Source organism: Dongia sp., assembly GCF_041905885.1.
Taxonomy (GTDB): Bacteria; Pseudomonadota; Alphaproteobacteria; order Dongiales; family Dongiaceae; genus Dongia.
Map to the genome: position 1 here is coordinate 1 of NZ_JAYRKD010000039.1, position 19,836 is coordinate 19,836.

Below are 19,836 nucleotides of genomic sequence, written 5' to 3' on the forward strand. Positions count from 1 at the left end.
CGCTTCAGGTGATGGCTGGGCAAAATTGCAGCCCAACGGCTCGCTAAAGGGCCAAATCTGCTTCCACAACGGCGATGAAGCAAACTTCACCGCCCGTCCGTGGCCGACTTCTTCAACAGCCTGCTAGGTGATCCGGAGGGCGCTGTGATTGAACTCCTTCTTTCCAGACCGTATCGAGCAGTGGAGCCGCGCTTCGCGGGCTACCTGCGCCGCTATCTGGCTGAACACCACGAGAGCTGCGCCGATTGGGTTCCGGAGATTTCCGAGCCGATGTTCCGACAGCTGATCCTGGACGGTCTCAGTCGGACATTGGGATTTTACATCTTTCTGCTTGCAACTCTTCTGGTCCCGCTGGCGGTCTGGCGCACGGAAGGAAATGTCGCCAATGCGGTGGTCGCGGCAATCTTCGGTTCCGCGATCTTTCTGCTCAATTGGCGCAGGCTGGTCACGCAATGCGTGGACCGTGAGTTCTCCTTCCGCCGCCAGCACGGCAAGTGGCGCTGGGAGCGCTGATCCCGTGATACTCAGATCTCGTGCAGTTCGCCTCCGCCCGACTGCGATGTCCTTCGACGATGTTCTCGTCGCGGAGATGCCGAAGCTGAATCGCATAAAACTGGAATCCAGCGGCTGGAGCTTGGGATTGGCGATCGGACTGCTGCTTCTATTGCTCCTTGCCTGCTTGGACTACTACGGTTCGGCTCTCCTGGTCGGGACCTTCGCCATGGACGTCATCTGGCCGAGGTTCATCGGGCATCTGCTCCTCTTCTTTGCCGTTCTCAACCTGCACATTCTTCCGAGCCTGTTGAAGCGATGGGCTGTGCGACGCGAAGTGACCTTCCGCCGCCGGCACGGCAAGTGGCGCTGGGAGCGCTAAGGATGGCAGTCCGGGCCGAAACTCCGAAGGCAACGATCGGCTCCCGGATCCTCGACCGACAGGTCGCGCAACTGCATCGCAGGTTGGCGGCCCATATGCTCTACAGCCGCTACGTCGATGAGATTCCCGAACCGATGTTCCGGCAACTGGTCAGCGAAGGCCTGTTTCGAGCCAAGGTCTTTTGCCTGGGCGCCGCTGCATTCTTCCTGCTGCCGAGTTTGGCGGCGGGAAACCCCATCGCCCTTATATTCGTCATCGTGGTAGGGACGGCGTGTTACTACTGCTGGCCCTGGCTCATCATCCAAGGCGTCGAACGCGAATTGCTCTATCGCCATCGCGAAGGCAAATGGCGCTGGGAGCGCTAATCGCCCGAATTCCTCTGGCTGCATAATCCTGAATTCATGCGAACCTGCGCGGCGACAGCGCGCCCCGTTTCTGCTACAATCGGCGCGCTGTTTGAAATCGTGAATCTGCTGCCGAAAGACTCATCGCCCGGGTCCGCGTCCTCCGCGTCACGGCTGAACCTTTACAGGGCCTTTACCACGCCAAGAAAGTCAGTTGCGCTCCTGAAGGGACAAAATGCTTTTCTCATCAGAGGTTTGGTTCGATCTTTGACCTGCTGAAATCGTGGAGGCCCGTAAAGGTGATGCGCGTCTCCAGTCACCCCCATGCTTGCTGCACCGCGTCGCAGACCCAGCACAGACAAGATGCAATTTCCCCGGATTCAGTTGCCCCCTGTTTGCTGCGCTGCATCGCAGACAGGACACAGACAGAATGAGTTTTCGGTTTCACCGCTCACCTTGCGCGAAAGCGTTCATCGTCAGAGGCTTGATGCGGCTTTGCGCCCTCCCGTTGGGCGAAGATCGTCTGCGTGAACCCGCTTGGGTCTCCCCGAACCGCGCCGCGCCGATTGAGTCGCTTGCGGCGCGTTGCTAACCTGGATCTTTGTTTGAGGGCGCTTCATCCATGACCGACCCAGCCTTGGGCGCCAATGCGCGCCTCTCCGACTTCTCGGCTGACCAGGAGCTGCTGGCCGAGATTCCGGCCGGGATCGGCGATCTGCTGCACGACCGGGCCCGGGAGCGCTACTACCGCCGAGTCTGGCAGACAGTGGGCATCGTCGCGCTGGTCGCCCTCGTGATCTCGATCACGCCGTCGCCCGCCCTCAGCCCGACCGAGCAGCTGGTCGGCGCGCTGGTCGGCTTGGGCATTGTCGGCTATCTCGCCTGGGGCTTCACCTGGGCCTGGCCGGAACGCTGGGAGCACCAGCTGCTGCTGGAAGAGATCGAGCACCGCCGCCGCGTCGGCAAGTGGCGCTGGGAGCGGTGAATGGTCCGCGCCCGCATTGTCGGCATGGCGATGCTGGCGCTCCTGGTCTCTGGTCCAGCGCGAGCGGAAGGCATTCCGGATGGATGGCAGGAGAAAGACTATATCGCCTATCTGCTGCTGCGCGATTTTCTCCGCAACGGAGGGGTGCAGTTCATCGATGATGGCGACGTCGTCTGCATCGCGAACGGCATCGCTTCCGACGCCAAGTCACGGGATCCCAGCGAGCGCCTGATCCAGAGCTTGACGGACGCCCTTGCGGATGCGGGCAGAGGCCTGGTTCTGCGCCTGGATTCGGCCTGCCATCGAGATGGCTTCGGGTTCAAGGAAACCGCGACCGGGCGGTCGGCGGTAAGCATCACCGTGGAGGATGCCCGGGACGAATGCGGCTATCTCATCTTCTGGAGCATCGGCCGCGGCACCGGCCAGGGCCGCTCGTTCGACCTCGATCGCAAGCAAGATCCCTGGGCGGTCCATTCGACCGGGTGCATTGCCATAGAGTAGAGGCGGCGGCGCACCGAAATGCGCCGCCGCCACAATTCGATTACTTCTTCGTCACCACGACTTCCAGATACTCACTCTGGATCACCAGGGTGCCATCCTTGGCGGTGTTGAAGCGGTCCATCAGCGCGAGGATGTCGGCTTCGAGCGCCTTCTGCTTCCCGGCGTCGAGTGCCGCGAAGGCCTTGTGCACGGGGCCGTAGAAGGTGCGGAAGATCTCCAGCATGTGCATGGGCGACTTGTAGCGGAAGGCGAAGTGCCGGCCGGTGGCGGAGATGCCGGCGGCGCCGGCGAACAGCATCTCGAGATGGGCGCGGTTGCCCCAGAGCGCCGGCGACTTGACACCCGCGGCCGGCGGCACGTGCTGGCCGAAGGTCTTGAACAGCTGGCCGATGAAGCTTTCCGGGGTCCAGTTGGCCATGCCGATCTTGCCGCCGGATTTGGCGACCCGCAGCAGCTCGCGCGCGGCGCGCTCCTGGTGCGGGGTGAACATCACGCCGAAGGTCGAGAGCACGGTGTCGAAGCTCGCGTCCTTGAAGGGCAGGTCCTCGGCATCGGCTTCCTGGAACTTGACCGCGAGGCGCTCGGCCATCGCGCGTTCCTTGCCGCGCTCCAGCAGCGAGGCCACGTAGTCGGTCGAGGTCACGTCGGCGAAGCGGCGCGCCGCGGCCAGGGTCGCGTTGCCGTTGCCGGCGGCGACGTCCAGCACCTTCTGATTGCTGCGGAGATCGACCGCCTCGCAGAGCATCTCGCCGACGATCTGCAAGGTGGTGCCGATGATGGCGTAGTCGCCCGAGCCCCAGGCCATCTGCTGCTTCGCTTTGACGGCGGCAAGGTCGGGCATCGCGGTGGTGGTCTGCATGTTCATGGCCTGGCTCCTCCGAGCTTCAGATTGTTGAGGTTCCAACAAGCCGCCCGGGGCTGGGAGTGGCCACGGAGCCGGCAATCTCTGTTGTTGGGCGGGGATAGCGCCGAACGACCGGATCGGTCCAGTGACAGAAGTCACAGAAATGGCCGTTAATAATTGTTGGAGTTGCAACAGTCCGCAGGCGGGAAGTCAGCACTCGGCCTTGCGGAACGGGCTCAATTCGGCGAGCCCGGCGATTTCCTGTTGGATCACCCGGCGCTCGCGCTCCAGGTAATCCGCCACCGCCGCGCGGAAGCTGCGCTCGGCGATCCAATGCGCCGAATGCGTCGCGACCGGCAGATAGCCGCGCTGGATCTTGTGCTCGCCCTGGGCGCCGGCCTCGACCCGCTTGAGCTGGTGTTCGATCGCGTAGTCGATCGCCTGGTAATAGCAGAGCTCGAAATGCAGGAACCGGTATTCCTCGAGACAGCCCCAGTTGCGGCCGTAGAGACAGTCGCTGCCTTTGAGATTGAGCGCGCCCGCCACCGGGTCGCCGTCCTTCTCGGCGAACATCAGCACGACGTTCTCCGGCATCGTGCTCCCGATGAGATCGAAGAAGCGCCGGGTGAGATAGGGCCGGCCCCATTTCCGCCCGCCGGTATCCATGTAGAAGGCGAAGAAGGCATCCCAATGCCGCGGCGTGATCTCCGCGCCGCTCAGCGCGCGGATGGTGAGGCCATACTCCCGGACCTGCTCGCGCTCCTTGCGGATCGATTTCCGTTTGCGCGAGGAAAGCGCGCCGAGGAAATCGTCGAAGCTTCCGTAGCCGGGATTGTTAAAGTGATACTGCACGCCGATCCGGTGCAGAAAGCCGGCCTCGCCCATCGCTGCCGCTTCATCTTCCGTGCAGAAGGTGACATGCAGCGAGGAGAGCTTGGACTGCTCGGCGACCGAACGCAGCGCGCCGATCAGCGCTTCTCGGACATCGGCATCATTGCCCCGGGCCAGCAGCCGCGGCCCCGGCACCGGCGTGAAGGGCACCGCGACCTGCAGCTTCGGGTAATACTGCCCGCCGGCGCGCTCAAAGGCGTCGGCCCAGCCATGGTCGAAGATGTATTCGCCCTGGGAATGGCCCTTCACATACATCGGCGCCGCCGCCTGGACCGCGCCGCTCTCGTCGCTGAGGATGAGGTGCTGCGGTAGCCAGCCGGTCTTGCGCCCGACCGATCCCGAATCCTCCAGGGCTTTGAGGAAGGCATGGCGCAGGAAGGGATTGTCGGGACCCGCGCCCCCTCTTGCCGAAAGGGCGTCCCAGTCGGCGGCCGGGACGGCCTCGATGCGGTCGATGACGTTGGCGGTGAGCTGTCGGGGAGCGGACGCGTGCATGCCGCGTCTAATGTGGGCCGCCCGCCCGTCTCTGGCAAGCGGCCCCCATTGTCAGTTTGGTTACTCGATCTCGAAGATCGCCTCGACCTCGCAGGCGACGTTGAGCGGGAGCACGTTGACGCCCACCGCCGAGCGCGCGTGCTTGCCGGCATCGCCGAACACCTCGACCATCAGGTCCGAGACGCCGTTGGCGACCTTCGGCTGGTCGGTGAACTCCGACACCGAGTTCACGAAGCAGGTGAGCTTCAAGACCCGCTTCACCTTGTCGAGGTCGCCGATCGCCGCCTTGACCTGGGCGATGACGTTGAGGCCGCAGAGCCGCGCCGCCTTCTGGCCGTCCTCGACCGAGAACTCCTTGCCGAGCTTGCCCTGGTACTTGAACTCCCCGTTGAAGACCGTGACCTGGCCGGAGGTGTAGACGGTCTTGCCCGAGACGACGACGGGCACATAGTTGGCGACAGGGGCCGCCGCCTTGGGCAGCTCGATCTTCAGTTCGGCGAGGCGGGAATCGATCTTGCCGGGCATGGGTGTCTCCTTGGTCCCAGATGGTAAACGGCCGGCAGCATAGCCGCCGGCCCCCATCGGTTCCAAGCCGGATTGCGGCTAGTTTGCGAGCGCCCGCGACCTCGCGCCCAGCGAAATGTTGGCGAGCACGGCGGCGAGCACCAGGGCGCCGCCGAGGATCGTGGCCCGCCCCGGCGTCTCGCCGAAGGCGAGCCAGACCCAGACCGGCGCCAGCGGCGCATCCAGCGCGGTGATGAGGGCGGTCTCGACGGCCGGGATCAGCCGGGCGCCGAGGGTGAAGAGCACGATCCCGATCGCCGAGTTCACCAGGCCGAACAGGGCGAGCTGGAAAAGCTGCTCCAGGGGCGGAAGGACGGCGGCGATCATAGGCCAGGCGGCGGCAGAGCTCAGGATCGCGGAGAGACAGGCCGCCGCCATGATCGGAATGTCGCGATGCTGGCGCGAGATCACCATCATCGCCGCGAGGCCGACCGTCATCAGCAGCGCGAGGAAATCGCCCAGCAGCGATCCTTCGCCGCCGCCCCATCGCACCATCACGGCGACGCCGATCAGCGCAACGCAGCTCGCGGCGATCGAGACCAGGGTCGGCCGCTCGCGCATCAGCAGGAAGGCGAGGGCGGCCGCGACGAAAGGCACGATGCAATAGATGATCGCCACATGCGCGACCGTGGTCAGCGTCAGCGCGGTGATATAGGCGATCATGCCCGCGCCCGAGATGATGGCGAACAGCCAGCCCGGCCCGCGCAGGCGTCCGAACTGCCGCCAGGCGTCGCGCCCGTCCTTCACCAGCATGAACGCGAAGATGCCGATCGCCGCGAACAGGCCGCGCCAGAACAGCAAGGTCCAGTTGTCGAGCGGGATCAGCCGGGTGAAGTAGCCGGCCGTGCTCCAGGCAAGCGCCGCCCCGGTGACCAGGATCAGGCCGAGCCGATACTGTGTGTCTGGATTCATGCCGTCCCGCCCCTGGAAACGCCTGCGATTTCCCGTCATAGCCAAACACTGCTGACATCTGTGTGTCAGCAGGCCTGTTATGGTTCCCGGGCTATGGGCCGCTCCAATCGCATGTTCGAGGTGATCCAGGTCTTGCGCGGCGCGCGCAAACCCCTGACCGCGCTGGCCATCGCCGAGCGCCTGGAGGTGCACCAGCGCACCATCTACCGCGACATCGCGGCACTCCAGGCGATGCGCATCCCGATCGAGGGCGAGGCGGGGATCGGCTATGTCATGCGCCGCGGCTTCGATCTGCCGCCGCTGATGTTCGACGCCGACGAGGTCGAGGCCATCGTGGTCGGCCTGGCCCTGCTCCGGCGAACGGGGGATGCCGGGCTGCAGCGGGCCGCGGCCAGCGTCGGCACCAAGATCGCCGAGGTCCTGCCGCAGGAGAGCGAGCAGAGCCTCGACACGCGCATGCTGCACGTCTCGACCTGGGGCGCCTCGGTGCCGGGGATCGACATGAAGGCGGTGCGCCGCGCCATCCGCGAGGAGCGCAAGCTGCGATTGGGCTATCTCGACGCCGGCAACCAGCCGACCCAGCGCGTGGTGCGGCCGATCGCGCTGGTCTATTACGTCGAGGTCGCGGTGCTGGCCGCTTGGTGCGAGTTGCGCGACGACTTCCGCCACTTCCGCGTCGATCGCATCGCCTCGCTGAAGCTGCTCAGCGACCGCTTCGTGGGCCACGGCAATGCCTTGCGCGGGCTTTGGGAGCAGACCAAGCCGGTTGCCTGAGCGTCAGCCCTGGCGTCCCAGATCGGCGTGGAACACCACGGTGTTGCGGCCGTGCCGCTTGCCGACATACATCGCCTGGTCGGCATTCTGGAGCAGGGCTTCGATCGTAGTGCCGTCGTCCGGCGCCGCGGCCACGCCGATCGTGGCGGCGACCTGGATCACCTTGCCCGCCGCGGGCACCTCGATCTGCAGCGTGTCGCGCACCCGGTCGGCGAGCAGGCGCAGACCGGAGGGCCCGGGGTCCTCGGCATGGCTGGTGGCGATCACGAACTCGTCGCCGCCGAGGCGCGCCACCAGGTCGGTGTCGCGCAACATCCCGGTCAGGCGGCTGGCGACGTCCTTCAGCAGGTTGTCGCCGGCGTCGTGACCGAGTGTGTCGTTGACCGTCTTGAAGTTGTCGAGATCGATGAACATCACGGCCGTGGTCGCATGCTCCTGCGTGTCGGTCTCGATCATCAGGCGCAGCCGCTGCTCGAAGGCGCGTCGATTCATCAATCCGGTCAGCAGATCATGGCTGGCCAGGAAGTCGCTTTCCTGCTTCGACAGCTCGAGCTGCTTCTTCTCCTGGGCGAGCAGCTCGGCGAGGCGGGCCGATTGCACCGCGCGACGCTCGACGGCGCGCCGCCTGGTCTCGAGCTCCGCATTGTATTCGCGGAGCTGCTCCTCGACATCCAGGCGCCGCTTCACCTCGCGGTCGAGCTCGCGATTGAGGACCTGCAACGTCGCGACGCTTTGGCTGAGGTTGAGGCTCAACGACCAGGCCGGGCTGAGGTCGGTGAAGATCCAGAGCCGTCCCTCCGTGCCGCTGCCGGGGACGGGCCGGCATTCGACCTGGATCAGACCGCGATTGCCGGGCAGCTCCCAGTACTCGCCGTCATGCGCACTGAAGTCGAGATAGGGCGCCTCCATATCGGCCGGCCGGTGGACGCGCCAGGTCGCCCGCCGGCTGGCGATCGCCGCGTCCGCTTGCGCCGCCGTGCCGGCCCCGCTGGGCAGGGCCAGCAGCGCCGCGGCGACCGGGTTCACCAGGCTGCCGCCATCTCCATCGGTCAGCACCAGGCCGAGGGAAGCCTGGCCCAGCACCGCCTCGAGCTGGCCCTGCAGCTTGCGCAGCTGCGGGGTTTCCTCGGTCGGTATGCTGTAGCCGCGGTCGACATTCATGCGCGCGTTAACCTAATCGGATAGGACTCCGTTGGTCATAGAACGCGCGACTGCCTCAACTGATCCGAGCTTTTTCTCGGATCGGCGGCTCAGCCCGCCGACTGGGTCGCAAGGCTGGTGGGCGCCTTGCTGTAGGGTTCAGCGCTTCAGATGGCGGCGGAGGGCGTCGTAGACCACTGCGGGCTTGCTGAGATGGGGGAAATGCCCCTCGGCGTCAATGACCTCGAGCACCGAGTTGCCGATCCTGCCGTTCAGGAAGTCGCCGACTTCCATCGGCACCGCGATGTCGTTTGGCATTTGCAGGATCGAGGTCTTCGCGGTGATGCCGGGCATCCTGGCCCGGAAGTCGGAATAGAAGATCGCCCGCGCCGAGCTGATCGCGATGTCCGGCCGCAGCCGGAACAGGCTCTGTGCGAACTCGGCGACCGCCGCACTGTCCGGCACGCCGCGCACCGCCGCCGGCGCGAAGCCGGAGACCCAGTTGCGATAGTCGGCGTTCATCGCGGCGAACAGGCCGTCGAGATCCTTCTCCTCGAAGCCGCCGTAGTAGCCCTGGTCGTTGAGATAGCGCGGCGAGGAACCGAGCAGGATCAGGTTACGGAACAGCGCCGGCTTCTCGATGCTGGCGAGGGCACCGATCATGCCCCCGACCGAGGCGCCGACGAAGTGGAAGGCCTTGAGGCCGAGTTCGTCGATCAGGAGCAGCAGATCCTCGACATGCGCCTGAATATCGCCGTAGCGCCGCGGGTCGAAAGTCTTCTCCGCATTCGGTCCGGCGCCCGCGAGGTCGAAGCGGATCACCCGGTATTCCTCGCCGAGCTTCGGCACGATGCGGCTCCAGACGCTCTGGTCGGTGCCGAAGCCGTGCAGCATCAGCAGGACCGGCCCGCCACGCCCGTCGGCGCTGACGCGATGTCGGCGCGCCAGCGGTCCGTCGAGAGCGGGGGGTGCCGCGGCATTATGGGGGCGCATGTCGTCGACTCGCGCTGGTCATCGGGATGTTCAGGCTAGGGCCGGAAACGCTACCGATTGGTAAAGGCGCGGGGCTCGCCGCTCAGCGCGTCCCACCGGTTGAGTAATAGAAGGCGATCGCCTGGGCGCGGCTGTTGACGCCGAGCTTGTCGTAGAGATTCCTGAGGTGGAACTTCACCGTGTTGACCGAGATCTCGAGCTCGGCGGCGAGATCCTTGTTGGCGAGGCCGCGCGCCAAAGCCGAGAGCAAGGCGCGCTCGCGCGAGGTCAGCTCCGCCTTCGGGTCGTGGTTGAGCGCGCGCACGTCGATGAAGGGAAACACCATCTGCCCCTGCGCCACCGCATAGGCGACGTCGATCAGCTGCTGCGGCAGGTTGCTGCGCGCGCAGAAACCAGCGGCGCCCGCCGCCATCGCCTTGCGCACCAGGTCGAGATCGCCTTCCGGCCCGTAGACCAGCACCCGCGGCGCGTTCGGCCGGCCGCGCAGATTCTCCAGCAGCCGTTCGCCGCCCAGCGCGGGCAGCGTCCAATCGACGACACCGATTCGCGTCGGCACTCGTCCCATCATCTCCAGGAAAGCCTCGGCGCTGGAGAGGGTCGCGACCAGGGTGAAGCGCGAATCGCGCTCGAACAGGTCCGAAAGCGCCGAGAGCATCAGCGGGTTGTTATCCGCCAAGGCGACGCTGATCGGCCCTTGGAGGGTCGAAGCCGGATTTGCCATCGATAATTCCTATCCCTTCGGATAGGAGACTATCTCATCCCAATGATCGAAACAATCCAAAAGGATGGGATTATGCCCACCCTAAAGGATCATGAAGGATGGGGCTTTTGAGCGTTGTGGCCAAGAACCTACCCGCCCAGACTGACCTGAAATAAACAAGGCTGGAGCGATCCGGCATTCACGGAGGAGGGCGTCATGGCAGGTATGCGGGGTCTCTTTATTCCAGGCCCGACCAATGTCCCGGATCGCGTGCGCCGCGCCATGGACATCCCGATGGAAGACCAGCGGGCGCCGGATCTGCCGGAGTTCACGCTGCCGCTGTTCCAGGACCTGAAGAAGATCTTCAAGTCGGAGTCCGGCCAGGTCTTCCTGTTCCCGTCCTCAGGCACCGGCGGCTGGGAAGCGGCCCTCACCAACACGCTCTCGCCGGGCGACAAGGTCCTGGCGTCGCGCTTCGGCCAGTTCTCGCATCTCTGGATCGACATGTGCCAGCGCCTGGGACTCGAGGTCGAGCTGATCGACGTCGAGTGGGGCGAGGGCGTGCCGCTCGAGACCTATGCCGAGATCCTCGCCGCCGATACCGGCCGCAAGATCAAAGCGGTGCTTGCCTGCCACAACGAGACGGCGACCGGTGTCACCAGCGACATCGCCGGCGTGCGCCGCGCCTTGAACGAAACCCGCCATCCGGCCTTGCTGTTCGTCGATGGCGTCAGCTCGATCGCCAGCATCGATTTCCGCATGGATGAATGGGCCGTCGATATCGCGGTCTGCGGCTCGCAGAAGGGCTTCATGCTGCCGGGCGGGCTCGCCATTCTCTGCGTCAGTCCGAAGGCGCTGGAAGCCGCCAAGTCGGCGAAGCTCCGCCGCTGCTACTTCGACTTTGCCGACATGATCCGCACCAACAAGGACGGCTTCTTCCCCTATACGCCGCCGATGCAGCTGATCCGCGGCTTACGGACCTCGGTCGACATGCTGCTGGCCGAAGGCCTCGAGAATGTCTTCGCCCGCCACCATCGCCTCGGTGAAGGCGTGCGCCGCGCGGTCTCGGCCTGGAACATGAAGCTCTGCGCCAAGGAGAAGCGCTGGCAGTCCGACACGGTCAGCGCGATCCAGCTCACCGAAGGCTTCGACTCCAACAATCTCATCCGCCATGCCTATCGACGCTACGGCCTCTCGCTCGGCATGGGCCTGGCCAAGCTCAACGGCAAGGTGTTCCGCATCGGTCATCTCGGCGACCTGAACGAGCTCATGGTCCTCTCCGCCCTGGGCGGTGTCGAGCTGGCGCTGCGCGATGTCGGCGTGCCGATCAAGGCCGGCAGCGGCGTCGGCGCCGCGGTCGACTATTTCCATCAGCAAGGCGTCACGCTCAATGCGGCCGCCGCCGAATAAGAAAGAGTCAGGGGCAGGAAAGATGGACATCCACGAATATCAAGCCAAGGAAATCCTCGCCGGCTATGGCGTGCCGGTCCCGCGCGGCGGCCTCGCCTATAGCCCGGAGCAGGCGGCCTATCGCGCCCGCGAGATCGGCGGCAACAAATGGGTGGTGAAGGCCCAGGTCCATACCGGCGGCCGCGGCAAGGCCGGCGGCGTCAAGGTCTGCGGCAACGAGCACGAGGTCTATGACGCGGCCGACGAGATGTTCGGGAAAAGGCTCGTCACTCACCAGACCGGCCCGGAGGGCAAGATCGTCTACCGCGTCTATGTCGAGGGCGCGGTCAACATCCTCAAGGAAATCTATCTCGGCATCGTCCTGGACCGCAAAACCGAACGCGTGATGGTGGTGGCCTCGGCTTCCGGCGGCATGGAGATCGAGGACATCGCCGCTTCGAAGCCGGACACCCTGATCCGCAGCGTGGTCGAGCCGGCGGTCGGCATGCAGGCCTTCCAGGCCCGCGAGATCGCCTTCGGCCTCGGGATCCCGGGCGAGCATGTGCAGAAGGCCGTCTCGCTGATTATGGGCTGCTACAAGGCGCTGGAGTCGCTCGACGCCAGCATGGTGGAGATCAACCCGCTGGTCGTGACCGAGGAAGGAGTCATCGCGCTCGACGCCAAGATGACCTTCGACGACAACGCGCTGTTCCGTCACCCCAGCGTCGCCGAGCTCCGCGACAAGAGCCAAGAGGACTCGCGCGAGACCCGCGCCGCCGATCGCGGCCTCTCTTATGTGGGCCTCACCGGCAATATCGGCTGCATCGTCAATGGCGCCGGCCTCGCCATGGCGACCATGGACATGATCAAGCTGGCCGGCGGCGAGCCGGCCAACTTCCTGGACATCGGCGGCGGCGCCACGCCGGACCGCGTGGCCAAGGCCTTCCGCCTGGTGATGTCGGACGACAACGTGCAGGCGATCCTGGTCAACATCTTCGCCGGCATCAACCGCTGCGACTGGGTCGCCGAAGGCATCGTTCAGGCGCTGGAGAAGAACCCCGTGCATGTGCCGCTGGTGGTGCGCCTTGCCGGCACGCATGTGGAGGAGGGCCGGCGCATCCTGGCGCGCAGCGGCCTGCCGATCATCCGCGCCAACACCCTGGCCGAGGCGGCGGAGCGCGCCGTGCAGGCCTGGAAGAACGACGTCTCCCTGAAGCAGCCGAAAGCGGTGGCGTAACATGACCGTACTCTTGGATCGCAACACGCCGGTGATCGTTCAAGGCATCACCGGCCGCATCGGCAGCTTCCACACCAAGGAGATGAAGGAATACGGCACCAACGTCGTCGGTGGCGTGACGCCCGGCAAGGGGGGCCATAGCGAGCAGGGCGTGCCGGTCTTCAACACCGTCAAGGAAGCGGTGGAGAAGACGGGAGCTACCGCTTCGATCGTCTTCGTGCCGCCGCCGTTCGCCGCTGATTCCATCATGGAAGCGGCCGATGCCGGCATCCGGCTCTGCGTCTCCATCACCGACGGCATTCCCTCCCAGGACATGATCCAGGTGAAGCGCTACATGCGCCGCTATCGCGCCGAGCATCGCATGACCCTGGTCGGCCCGAACTGCGCCGGTGTGATCAGCCCGGGGAAAGCGCTGCTCGGCATCATGCCGGGGCATATCTACCAGCCGGGCAACGTCGGCATTGTCGGCCGTTCCGGCACGCTCGGCTACGAGGCTGCGGCGCAGATGAAGGAGCTGGGCATCGGCGTCTCCACCAGCGTCGGCATCGGCGGCGACCCGATCAACGGCAGCTCGTTCCGCGACATCCTCGAGCTGTTCGAGAAGGATCCGGAAACCCATGCGGTGGTGATGATCGGCGAGATCGGCGGCCCGCAGGAAGCCGAGGCGGCGGAATATGTCCGCACCCACATGTCCAAGCCGGTGATCGCCTATATCGCCGGTTTGTCGGCGCCGAAGGGCCGCAAGATGGGTCATGCCGGCGCGATCATCTCGGCCTTCGGCGAGAGCGCCAACGAGAAGGTGGAAATCCTCCGCGAGGTCGGTGTCGCCATCTCGCCGACGCCGGCGGAAATCGGTTCGACCGTGCAAGCGGTCCTCAGGAAGGCGGCGTAGGGGGCTACGCTCGCTGACGCCCCGTTCCGGTCCCGCAATCTCCAGAGCGCGGGAACCGGGGCGGGGCTCTTTTTATGCCCACATTTTCAAACGCGTCATGCCCGAGCTTGACGCACAGCTGTTGAGTTGAGCTGGAAGCCGGACGGTCTGCTCGCTGCTCGATCCACAAAGGCTCGTCATGCCAAGGCTTGGCCTTGGCATCCACGAGTTTCGATGGGTCAGTGCGGTGCGGCGGTGGCAAACTCGTGGATCCCAAGCCCAAGGCTTGGGATGACGACCGAGTGAGCGGCGGCGCTATGCGCCGTGGGCCGCCGCGATCGTGGCGCGCACCAGATCCGGATCGGTCACGGTGTTGGTGTATTCGCGGTCAAGCTCGGTACCGCCCATGCCGACCGACGGATTGCGGTAGTGCATGCCGCTCGGGATGGGCTTCAAAGCGGCGAAGTGAAACTCCGTGCCGCCGGTCTCGCGCACGACCTGCGCGACGTTGTCCGGCGCCAGCTCGCCGCAGGCCATGATGATGATCCGCCCGGCGGCCTGCTGGTTGAGCTTCTTCAGCAGCGGAATCGCCTCGACGGCCGTCGATTTCTGGCCGCTGGTCAGCACGCGATGGATGCCGCAGCGGATCAGTGCCTCCAGCGCTTCTTCCGGATCGCGCGTCATGTCGAAGGCGCGGTGGCAGGTGACGCTCAAAGGCTGCGCCGCCGCGATCAGCGCCTTCATGCGCGCTTCGTCGATCCGGCCGTCTTCGGTCAGGCAGCCGATGACGATGCCGGCGGCGTTCATCCGCGCGATCTCCCGCGCGTCGTCCAGCATGCTGGCGAACTCGGCATCGGAATAGAGGAAATCGCCGCCGCGCGGGCGCAGGATCACATGGATCGGCTTCCAGCAGAGCTTCAATGCCGCGCGAATCGTCCCGAAGCTCGGCGTGAGCCCGCCTTCCAGCAGGCTGGCGCAGAGCTCGATGCGGTCGCCGCCGCCTTCCTGGGCGGCGACGGCGCCATCCACGCCTTCGACGCAGATCTCGAACAGTGGCGCCTTACTCAACGTCGAACTTCACGCCCTGGGCCAGCGGGAGCTGCTTGCCGTAGTTGATGGTGTTGGTCGCTCGGCGCATATAGGCCTTCCAGGAATCCGAGCCGGCCTCGCGGCCGCCGCCGGTTTCCTTCTCGCCGCCGAAAGCGCCGCCGATTTCCGCACCGGAAGGCCCGATGTTGACGTTGGCGATGCCGCAATCCGAACCCGCCGCGGACAGGAACCGCTCGGCCTCGCCGAGATCCCTGGTGAAGATCGAGGAGGAGAGGCCCTGCGGCACGCCGTTATGCAAGGCGAGCACCGCGTCGAAGTCGTCGTACTTCATCACATAGAGGATCGGCGCGAAGGTCTCCTGCTCGACCGGGCCGGTCTGCTTCGGCATCTCGACCAGCGCCGGATGCACGTAATAGGCATCGGGGAAGGTGTCGGAAGCGGCGCGGCCACCGCCATGCACCTTGCCGCCGGCGGCCTTGGCGTCGTTCAAGGCGCGCTCCATCCCCTGATAGGCGCGCTCGTCGATCAGCGGGCCGATCAGCGTTCCCGCTTGGAGCGGGTTGCCGATGGTGACCGAGCCATAGGCCTTGATCAGCCGCGGCACCAGCTTGTCATAGACGCTCGAATGCACGAACAGGCGGCGCAAGGTGGTGCAGCGCTGGCCGGCGGTGCCCATGGCGGCGAAGGCGACGCCGCGCAAGGTGAGATCGAGATCGGCCGAGGGGCAGACGATGCCGGCGTTGTTGCCGCCCAATTCCAGGATCGCGCGGGCAAAACGCGCGGCGAGCTTCGGCGCCACCGCCTTGCCCATCGCCGTCGAGCCCGTGGCGGAGAGGATCGCGACCTTCGGGTGATCGACCAGGATCTCGCCGACCGCGCGGTCGCCGACCAGCAGGCTCATGAGATTGGCGGGCGCGCTGTTGCCGGCCTCGGTGAAGCGGGCGACGGCGCGCTCGAACAGGGCGGTGGTGGCGATCGCGGTCAGCGGCGTCTTCTCCGACGGCTTCCAGATGCAGCTGTTGCCGCAGATCAGCGCGACCGCCGAGTTCCAGGACCAGACCGCCACCGGGAAGTTGAAGGCGGTGATGATGCCGGTGACACCCAACGGGTGCCAGGTTTCCATCATCCGGTGGTTCGGGCGCTCGGTCGCGATGGTGAGGCCGAAGATCTGGCGCGACAGGCCGACCGCATAGTCGCAGATGTCGATCATCTCCTGGACCTCGCCCAGGCCCTCGCTCTCGATCTTGCCGACCTCGATCGAGACCAGGCGGCCGAGGGCGTGCTTATGGGCGCGGAGCTCCTCGCCGAGCAGGCGGACCAGCTCGCCGCGTTTCGGGGCCGGGACCTCGCGCCAGGCCAGGAAGGCCTGGTGGCTCGCCTCGACGGCCTGCTTGGCCTCGGCCGGGGTGGCGACCGGAACCTTGGCGATTTCCTCGCCGGTGATCGGCGAGTGGACGGCCATGCTACCGCCGGTATAGTGCTCGCGGGCGATGCCCAGGCTCTGCAGCAGGGCATCGGTTTCGGCATGGATTTTCGGGGCGGTCATTTGGGCGGCCATGGGCGTTGTATCCTTTGAAAAGCGCGTTTGAGCGGTTCTCTAGCCGATTTTGAGGTCCTAAAGAAAGCCCCGGATCGCCGCATGCCCGGATCGTCGCATGTATGAAGGAGTGACCGAGGACGAGGTCGAGCGGCGGATCGCCGCCAGCCATGACAGCGTCCGCACCGTTTACGATTACTGGCGGCAACGGGCGGCCGGCCGCCGCATGCCCACCCGCAGCGATATCGAGCCCGCCGATCTGAAGCCCTATTTGCCCGCCATGATGCTGGTGGACGTGGTCCACGACACGCGGCGCTTCATCTATCGCCTGGTTGGGACCCATGAGGTGGCGGGGCGCGGCCGGGACCCGACCGGCCTTTCGGTGGCCGAGGCCTTCTATGCCGGCAGCGCCGAGGAGGCGCTGGCGGCCTATGAATATGTGGCCCGGGAGCGGCGGCCGTTCTGCTTCTGCGAGCCCTACCTGACGCCGGACGGCTGGGAGGAGCGGGAGGATACCGTCTACCTGCCGTTGACCCGGGACGGCGAGACGGTCGGGATCATCCTGGTTTACGCCTATACTTACGGCTTCAAGGCGCGCGGGGCCGCGTCCTTGGTGGTCCGCTGAGAGGCGCTAAGGGGGAGAGAGCGTTGCAGTTCATGGTGATCGAGCAATTCCGCAACCAGAACGCCAAGGCGGTCTATGCAAGGTTCCGGGAAAAGGGCCGGCTCATGCCCGACGGGCTCACTTTCGTCGCCAGCTGGGTCACCGCCGATCTCGGCCGCTGCTTCCAGGTGATGGAATGCGACGACGTGACCCTGCTGCAGCGCTGGGTCGCGGAATGGGCCGACCTGGTCGAGTTCGAGATCCTGCCGGTCACCCCCGGCAAGGAAACCGCGGCGGCGCTGGCTTAGTGCAACCTCAGCCGAACAGCGCGGCGATCTCGTAGAAGATGCCGCCGACCAGGGCGGCCGCGGGCAGGGTGACCACCCAGGCGACGACGATGTTGCTGGCGGTGCCCCAGCGCACGGCGGAGGTCCGGCGCATCGCGCCGACGCCCACCACCGCGCCGATGATGGTATGTGTGGTGGAGACGGGAATCCCGAGCCAGGTCGCGCCGAACAGCGCCATGGCCCCGCCGGTCTCGGCGCAGAAGCCTTGGATGGGTTTCAGGTCGGTGATCTTCGAGCCCACCGTCTTCACGATCCGCCAGCCGCCGGCGAGCGTCCCCAGTCCCATCGCCGCCTGGCAGGTGATCACCACCCAGAACGGGACATGGAATCCCTCCGGCATATGGCCCTGCGAATAGAGCAGGATCGCGATGATGCCCATGGTCTTCTGCGCGTCGTTCCCGCCATGGCCGAGACTGAACAGCGAGGACGAGATGAACTGCAGCACCCGGAAGCGGCGGTCCGCGACGAAGGGCGTCGCGCGTACCGAGGCCCAGGACGACAGGATCACCAGAACGCCGGCGAGGCAGAGCCCGATCAGCGGCGACAGCACGATGAACAGCGCGACCGTGCCGAGCCCGCTCCAGATCACTGCGCCGAATCCCGCCTTGGCGATCCCGGCGCCGACCAGCCCGCCGATCAGCGCGTGGCTGCTCGAGGACGGGATGCCGTAGATCCAGGTCAGCACGTTCCAGAAAATGGCGCCGACCAGCGCGCCGAAGATCACCTGGGCATCGACGATGTTGGCCTCGATGATGCCCTTGCCCATGGTGTCGGCGACGTGCAGGCCGAACACCAGGAAGGCGATGAAGTTGAAGAAGGCGGCCCAGAACACCGCGAAGACCGGCGACAGCACCCGGGTCGAGACCACGGTGGCGATCGAGTTCGCGGCGTCGTGCAGGCCGTTCAGGAAATCGAAGGCGAGCGCGATGACGATCAGCCCGACCAGGAGGTGCATGGAGATCATGCGCGCAGACCCGGGCTTCAGACGTGCTCGACGACGATGCCGGCGATGACGTCGGTCACGTCCTCGCAGCGATCGACCACGGCCTCGATCAGCTCATAGACCCGCTCTCCGATCAGCTTGTCGCCGGCGGAATCGGATCCGGCGAACAGGGTCTTCAGGCCGCGCTGCAAAAGCTCGTCGGCCTCGCTCTCGGCGGCGCGGACCTTCTGCTGCATCGCGGCGAAGACCGCTTCGTTGCGGCCGATGGCATTGAGTGCCGGCATCGCGTCGCGGATCGCGGTCGAGGCGCGGATCGCACAGTCCGCCATGCCGATCATCTCCGGCGTGAACGCGACCTTGTAGAGCCCCATGCGCTTGGCGGCATCCTTCATGATGTCGATCACGTCATCGAGGGTCGAGATCAGCTCCAGCACCTCGGAGCGGTCGAAGGGGGTGATGAAGCTCCGGTGCACGGCATGCACCGTTTCCTTGGTGATGTCGTCCGCTGCGTCTTCCAGGCGGAACAGTTCCTGGCAATGCGCCTCGTAGTCGGTGCCGCTGAGAATCTTGCGGAATTCCTCCGCGCCCTGGACCACGATCGCGGAATGGCGACAGAACCGCTCGACAAAGCGTTCGTCGCGCGGCATCAGCTTGCGAAACAGCCTCAGCACCATGGTGCGTCCCCCGGTCTCCTGCACGTCTTGGGCGCAGCATAGCCGCAAATCGGGGTTTGTGTCAGTTCTGTTGCAGGGTTTTTACAGTGGCCGCGATGGTGATTGCCAGCGCCGCGACCGCCATCAGGAGCAGGCCGGGCGAAAGGCCGCGACGCGGCGGCCGTCGCGCCGGATCGTCCATGTTTTGCAGACCCTGCCTGAAAGCTTCGATGCCCTGAGCGAAGTCGGCCATGATCCTGGAAATCTTCCCCCGACCGCCGAACAGCACCAGCACGGCCGCTAGTGCGATCAGGAGATGCCAGATACTGAACTTGCCCATAGCGTCGGCGCTCCTCGAACTGACCGGTGCTCGGCGGCGCTCAGCCGCCCTTCGCCAGCGTCTCGGCGATCCAGTCGCGGTAGTAGTGAACCGGGGCCATGATGGAATTCTCGAACAGGCATTCGCCGACCGGCCCGGGCGGAACGGCGTTCATGATCCCGGTCAAGAAGTAGCGGCCGCTCATGTCCTTGCGCATGATCGGGCCGCCGGAATCGCCGTCGCAGATCCAGGCAGCCGCCAGCGGCTTCAGGATCACCGTCTGCGATGTGTTTTCGCCGGTGGCTGCGATCGAGGCCTTGCGCGCCGTGCCGATCGAGCGCGAGCGGTGGGCGATGCTGCGTCCGTAGCCGGCGAACACGAATTGCTGGCCGTCGGTGAAGTCCTCGCTGGAATCCAGGGGGATGATCACCGTGGGATAATCATGCTGGGCAAGGAAGATGATGGCGATGTCACCGATCGAGAATTTGTGTCCGTTGGACTTGTAGTTCGGGTGGATAACCGCCTTGGTGGTCATCACCTTCTGCGGGGCGGCGAGCGTCAGGGCGAACACGACGTCGACGTGCTTGACATCCTCGCCGGAGACGCAATGTGCCGCCGTCAGCACGGCGCGCGGCGCGATCAGGATTCCGGTGCAGGCCCCGGGGTGATCGTACTCGTCGTATGGCACGACCCCAACCACGGCATGGGCATAGTCCTCGCTACCGGTCATCGGCTTGCCGTTGATGATGGCGCCGGCCGGCGACGCCGCGGCGGCGACCAGCAGCAGGACGGCGAGAGACGCGGCAAAGGCTGTGGCGGGCGTTCGGATCCGGGTGGTCCGCTCAGGCGTGGACATCGAGGGTCGGTCC

At 65.6% G+C, this 19,836-nt stretch carries 24 protein-coding genes; 11 read left to right on the top strand and 13 right to left on the bottom strand.

Translation table 11 applies throughout. The features are described 5' to 3' along the window. The first annotated feature begins 144 nt into the window (after positions 1-144). The 5 genes from ACH2CY_RS25965 to ACH2CY_RS25985 all read left to right on the top strand — a co-directional run bounded on the left by ACH2CY_RS25965 (position 145) and on the right by ACH2CY_RS25985 (position 2,704). Positions 145-513, top strand: a complete 369-nt coding sequence (locus ACH2CY_RS25965; RefSeq protein WP_395022790.1) for a hypothetical protein — start codon at positions 145-147, stop codon at positions 511-513. A 46-nt stretch (positions 514-559) separates the two neighbouring features. Next, complete coding sequence (locus ACH2CY_RS25970) at positions 560-874, top strand: hypothetical protein (protein ID WP_395022792.1); 315 nt, start codon at positions 560-562, stop codon at positions 872-874. Positions 875-876: 2 nt separating this feature from the next. Next, positions 877-1,239, top strand: coding sequence for a hypothetical protein (locus ACH2CY_RS25975; protein ID WP_395022793.1), 363 nt, complete (start codon positions 877-879; stop codon positions 1,237-1,239). 601 nt (positions 1,240-1,840) lie between these two features. After that, a complete protein-coding gene (locus tag ACH2CY_RS25980) occupies positions 1,841-2,203 on the top strand; it encodes a hypothetical protein (protein ID WP_395022795.1) in 363 nt (120 codons plus the stop codon). Further along, on the top strand, positions 2,204-2,704 hold the full coding sequence (locus tag ACH2CY_RS25985; protein ID WP_395022797.1) for a hypothetical protein: 501 nt from the start codon (positions 2,204-2,206) through the stop codon (positions 2,702-2,704). Positions 2,705-2,744: 40 nt separating this feature from the next. Here the strand turns inward: ACH2CY_RS25985 and ACH2CY_RS25990 are convergent, their stop codons facing one another. The 4 genes from ACH2CY_RS25990 to ACH2CY_RS26005 form a co-directional block, all read right to left on the bottom strand. After that, positions 2,745-3,569 (bottom strand): class I SAM-dependent methyltransferase, encoded by an 825-nt coding sequence (locus ACH2CY_RS25990; protein ID WP_395022799.1) that lies wholly within the window; start codon positions 3,567-3,569, stop codon positions 2,745-2,747. Positions 3,570-3,758: 189 nt separating this feature from the next. Continuing rightward, positions 3,759-4,934, bottom strand: a complete 1,176-nt coding sequence (locus ACH2CY_RS25995; RefSeq protein ID WP_395022801.1) for a GNAT family N-acetyltransferase — start codon at positions 4,932-4,934, stop codon at positions 3,759-3,761. 60 nt (positions 4,935-4,994) lie between these two features. Next, a complete protein-coding gene (locus tag ACH2CY_RS26000) occupies positions 4,995-5,459 on the bottom strand; it encodes a RidA family protein (RefSeq protein ID WP_395022802.1) in 465 nt (154 codons plus the stop codon). 78 nt (positions 5,460-5,537) lie between these two features. After that, positions 5,538-6,410, bottom strand: coding sequence for a DMT family transporter (locus tag ACH2CY_RS26005; RefSeq protein ID WP_395022804.1), 873 nt, complete (start codon positions 6,408-6,410; stop codon positions 5,538-5,540). A 93-nt stretch (positions 6,411-6,503) separates the two neighbouring features. Here ACH2CY_RS26005 and ACH2CY_RS26010 point away from each other — a divergent pair, with 93 nt between their 5' ends. Then, positions 6,504-7,184 (top strand): helix-turn-helix transcriptional regulator, encoded by a 681-nt coding sequence (locus ACH2CY_RS26010; RefSeq protein ID WP_395022806.1) that lies wholly within the window; start codon positions 6,504-6,506, stop codon positions 7,182-7,184. A gap of 3 nt (positions 7,185-7,187) precedes the next feature. Here ACH2CY_RS26010 and ACH2CY_RS26015 read toward each other — a convergent pair whose 3' ends face one another. From ACH2CY_RS26015 to ACH2CY_RS26025, 3 genes are all read right to left on the bottom strand, one after another. Further along, positions 7,188-8,345, bottom strand: a complete 1,158-nt coding sequence (locus ACH2CY_RS26015) for a diguanylate cyclase domain-containing protein (RefSeq protein WP_395022807.1) — start codon at positions 8,343-8,345, stop codon at positions 7,188-7,190. Between the two features lie 138 nt (positions 8,346-8,483). Beyond that, the gene (locus tag ACH2CY_RS26020) at positions 8,484-9,317 is read right to left on the bottom strand and encodes an alpha/beta fold hydrolase (RefSeq protein ID WP_395022809.1); all 834 of its coding nucleotides are present in this window, start codon (positions 9,315-9,317) and stop codon (positions 8,484-8,486) included. An 82-nt stretch (positions 9,318-9,399) separates the two neighbouring features. Further along, on the bottom strand, positions 9,400-10,038 hold the full coding sequence (locus tag ACH2CY_RS26025) for a response regulator transcription factor (RefSeq protein WP_395022810.1): 639 nt from the start codon (positions 10,036-10,038) through the stop codon (positions 9,400-9,402). Between the two features lie 195 nt (positions 10,039-10,233). Between ACH2CY_RS26025 and ACH2CY_RS26030 the strand changes: the two genes are divergently transcribed. The 3 genes from ACH2CY_RS26030 to sucD are packed head-to-tail and all read left to right on the top strand — an operon-like array spanning position 10,234 to position 13,535. Then, positions 10,234-11,427, top strand: coding sequence for an aminotransferase class V-fold PLP-dependent enzyme (locus tag ACH2CY_RS26030; protein ID WP_395022812.1), 1,194 nt, complete (start codon positions 10,234-10,236; stop codon positions 11,425-11,427). 22 nt (positions 11,428-11,449) lie between these two features. Then, the gene (locus ACH2CY_RS26035; protein WP_395022813.1) at positions 11,450-12,643 is read left to right on the top strand and encodes a malate--CoA ligase subunit beta; all 1,194 of its coding nucleotides are present in this window, start codon (positions 11,450-11,452) and stop codon (positions 12,641-12,643) included. A 1-nt stretch (position 12,644) separates the two neighbouring features. Next, positions 12,645-13,535, top strand: a complete 891-nt coding sequence (gene sucD, locus ACH2CY_RS26040) for a succinate--CoA ligase subunit alpha (RefSeq protein WP_395022815.1) — start codon at positions 12,645-12,647, stop codon at positions 13,533-13,535. Positions 13,536-13,829: 294 nt separating this feature from the next. Here the strand turns inward: sucD and ACH2CY_RS26045 are convergent, their stop codons facing one another. Together ACH2CY_RS26045 and ACH2CY_RS26050 are read right to left on the bottom strand one after the other, a co-directional pair. Then, positions 13,830-14,582, bottom strand: a complete 753-nt coding sequence (locus ACH2CY_RS26045) for a copper homeostasis protein CutC (protein WP_395022817.1) — start codon at positions 14,580-14,582, stop codon at positions 13,830-13,832. Continuing rightward, positions 14,575-16,122 carry an aldehyde dehydrogenase family protein gene (locus ACH2CY_RS26050; protein ID WP_395022819.1) on the bottom strand — a complete coding sequence of 516 codons (1,548 nt, stop codon included), beginning with the start codon at positions 16,120-16,122 and terminating at the stop codon, positions 14,575-14,577. Before ACH2CY_RS26050 ends, ACH2CY_RS26045 begins: the two co-directional genes overlap by 8 nt. Positions 16,123-16,219: 97 nt before the next feature. Here ACH2CY_RS26050 and ACH2CY_RS26055 point away from each other — a divergent pair, with 97 nt between their 5' ends. Then, positions 16,220-16,726, top strand: a complete 507-nt coding sequence (locus ACH2CY_RS26055; protein ID WP_395022820.1) for a PAS domain-containing protein — start codon at positions 16,220-16,222, stop codon at positions 16,724-16,726. A gap of 32 nt (positions 16,727-16,758) precedes the next feature. After that, complete coding sequence (locus ACH2CY_RS26060) at positions 16,759-17,013, top strand: DUF3303 domain-containing protein (RefSeq protein ID WP_395022868.1); 255 nt, start codon at positions 16,759-16,761, stop codon at positions 17,011-17,013. A 7-nt stretch (positions 17,014-17,020) separates the two neighbouring features. Here the strand turns inward: ACH2CY_RS26060 and ACH2CY_RS26065 are convergent, their stop codons facing one another. The 4 genes from ACH2CY_RS26065 to ACH2CY_RS26080 all read right to left on the bottom strand — a co-directional run bounded on the left by ACH2CY_RS26065 (position 17,021) and on the right by ACH2CY_RS26080 (position 19,823). Next, positions 17,021-18,016, bottom strand: a complete 996-nt coding sequence (locus ACH2CY_RS26065; protein WP_395022821.1) for an inorganic phosphate transporter — start codon at positions 18,014-18,016, stop codon at positions 17,021-17,023. Positions 18,017-18,033: 17 nt separating this feature from the next. Continuing rightward, a complete protein-coding gene (locus ACH2CY_RS26070) occupies positions 18,034-18,669 on the bottom strand; it encodes a DUF47 domain-containing protein (protein ID WP_395022822.1) in 636 nt (211 codons plus the stop codon). A 61-nt stretch (positions 18,670-18,730) separates the two neighbouring features. Next, positions 18,731-18,988, bottom strand: coding sequence for a twin-arginine translocase TatA/TatE family subunit (locus tag ACH2CY_RS26075; RefSeq protein ID WP_395022824.1), 258 nt, complete (start codon positions 18,986-18,988; stop codon positions 18,731-18,733). A 40-nt stretch (positions 18,989-19,028) separates the two neighbouring features. Further along, on the bottom strand, positions 19,029-19,823 hold the full coding sequence (locus ACH2CY_RS26080; RefSeq protein WP_395022826.1) for a S1 family peptidase: 795 nt from the start codon (positions 19,821-19,823) through the stop codon (positions 19,029-19,031). Positions 19,824-19,836: the final 13 nt, after the last annotated feature.

Coding starts and splice junctions, on each gene's coding strand:
- ACH2CY_RS26010 (WP_395022806.1), top strand. CDS start 6,504: ATGGGCCGCTCCAATCGCATGTTCGAGGTGATCCAGGTCTTGCGCGGC.
- ACH2CY_RS25980 (WP_395022795.1), top strand. CDS start 1,841: ATGACCGACCCAGCCTTGGGCGCCAATGCGCGCCTCTCCGACTTCTCG.
- ACH2CY_RS26075 (WP_395022824.1), bottom strand. CDS start 18,988: ATGGGCAAGTTCAGTATCTGGCATCTCCTGATCGCACTAGCGGCCGTG.
- ACH2CY_RS26000 (WP_395022802.1), bottom strand. CDS start 5,459: ATGCCCGGCAAGATCGATTCCCGCCTCGCCGAACTGAAGATCGAGCTG.
- ACH2CY_RS26080 (WP_395022826.1), bottom strand. CDS start 19,823: ATGTCCACGCCTGAGCGGACCACCCGGATCCGAACGCCCGCCACAGCC.
- ACH2CY_RS26050 (WP_395022819.1), bottom strand. CDS start 16,122: ATGGCCGCCCAAATGACCGCCCCGAAAATCCATGCCGAAACCGATGCC.
- ACH2CY_RS25970 (WP_395022792.1), top strand. CDS start 560: ATGTCCTTCGACGATGTTCTCGTCGCGGAGATGCCGAAGCTGAATCGC.
- ACH2CY_RS25985 (WP_395022797.1), top strand. CDS start 2,204: ATGGTCCGCGCCCGCATTGTCGGCATGGCGATGCTGGCGCTCCTGGTC.
- ACH2CY_RS26055 (WP_395022820.1), top strand. CDS start 16,220: ATGTATGAAGGAGTGACCGAGGACGAGGTCGAGCGGCGGATCGCCGCC.
- sucD (WP_395022815.1), top strand. CDS start 12,645: ATGACCGTACTCTTGGATCGCAACACGCCGGTGATCGTTCAAGGCATC.
- ACH2CY_RS26035 (WP_395022813.1), top strand. CDS start 11,450: ATGGACATCCACGAATATCAAGCCAAGGAAATCCTCGCCGGCTATGGC.
- ACH2CY_RS25990 (WP_395022799.1), bottom strand. CDS start 3,569: ATGAACATGCAGACCACCACCGCGATGCCCGACCTTGCCGCCGTCAAA.
- ACH2CY_RS26015 (WP_395022807.1), bottom strand. CDS start 8,345: ATGAATGTCGACCGCGGCTACAGCATACCGACCGAGGAAACCCCGCAG.
- ACH2CY_RS25975 (WP_395022793.1), top strand. CDS start 877: ATGGCAGTCCGGGCCGAAACTCCGAAGGCAACGATCGGCTCCCGGATC.
- ACH2CY_RS26030 (WP_395022812.1), top strand. CDS start 10,234: ATGGCAGGTATGCGGGGTCTCTTTATTCCAGGCCCGACCAATGTCCCG.
- ACH2CY_RS26020 (WP_395022809.1), bottom strand. CDS start 9,317: ATGCGCCCCCATAATGCCGCGGCACCCCCCGCTCTCGACGGACCGCTG.
- ACH2CY_RS26065 (WP_395022821.1), bottom strand. CDS start 18,016: ATGATCTCCATGCACCTCCTGGTCGGGCTGATCGTCATCGCGCTCGCC.
- ACH2CY_RS26005 (WP_395022804.1), bottom strand. CDS start 6,410: ATGAATCCAGACACACAGTATCGGCTCGGCCTGATCCTGGTCACCGGG.
- ACH2CY_RS26060 (WP_395022868.1), top strand. CDS start 16,759: ATGGTGATCGAGCAATTCCGCAACCAGAACGCCAAGGCGGTCTATGCA.
- ACH2CY_RS26025 (WP_395022810.1), bottom strand. CDS start 10,038: ATGGCAAATCCGGCTTCGACCCTCCAAGGGCCGATCAGCGTCGCCTTG.
- ACH2CY_RS26070 (WP_395022822.1), bottom strand. CDS start 18,669: ATGGTGCTGAGGCTGTTTCGCAAGCTGATGCCGCGCGACGAACGCTTT.
- ACH2CY_RS25995 (WP_395022801.1), bottom strand. CDS start 4,934: ATGCACGCGTCCGCTCCCCGACAGCTCACCGCCAACGTCATCGACCGC.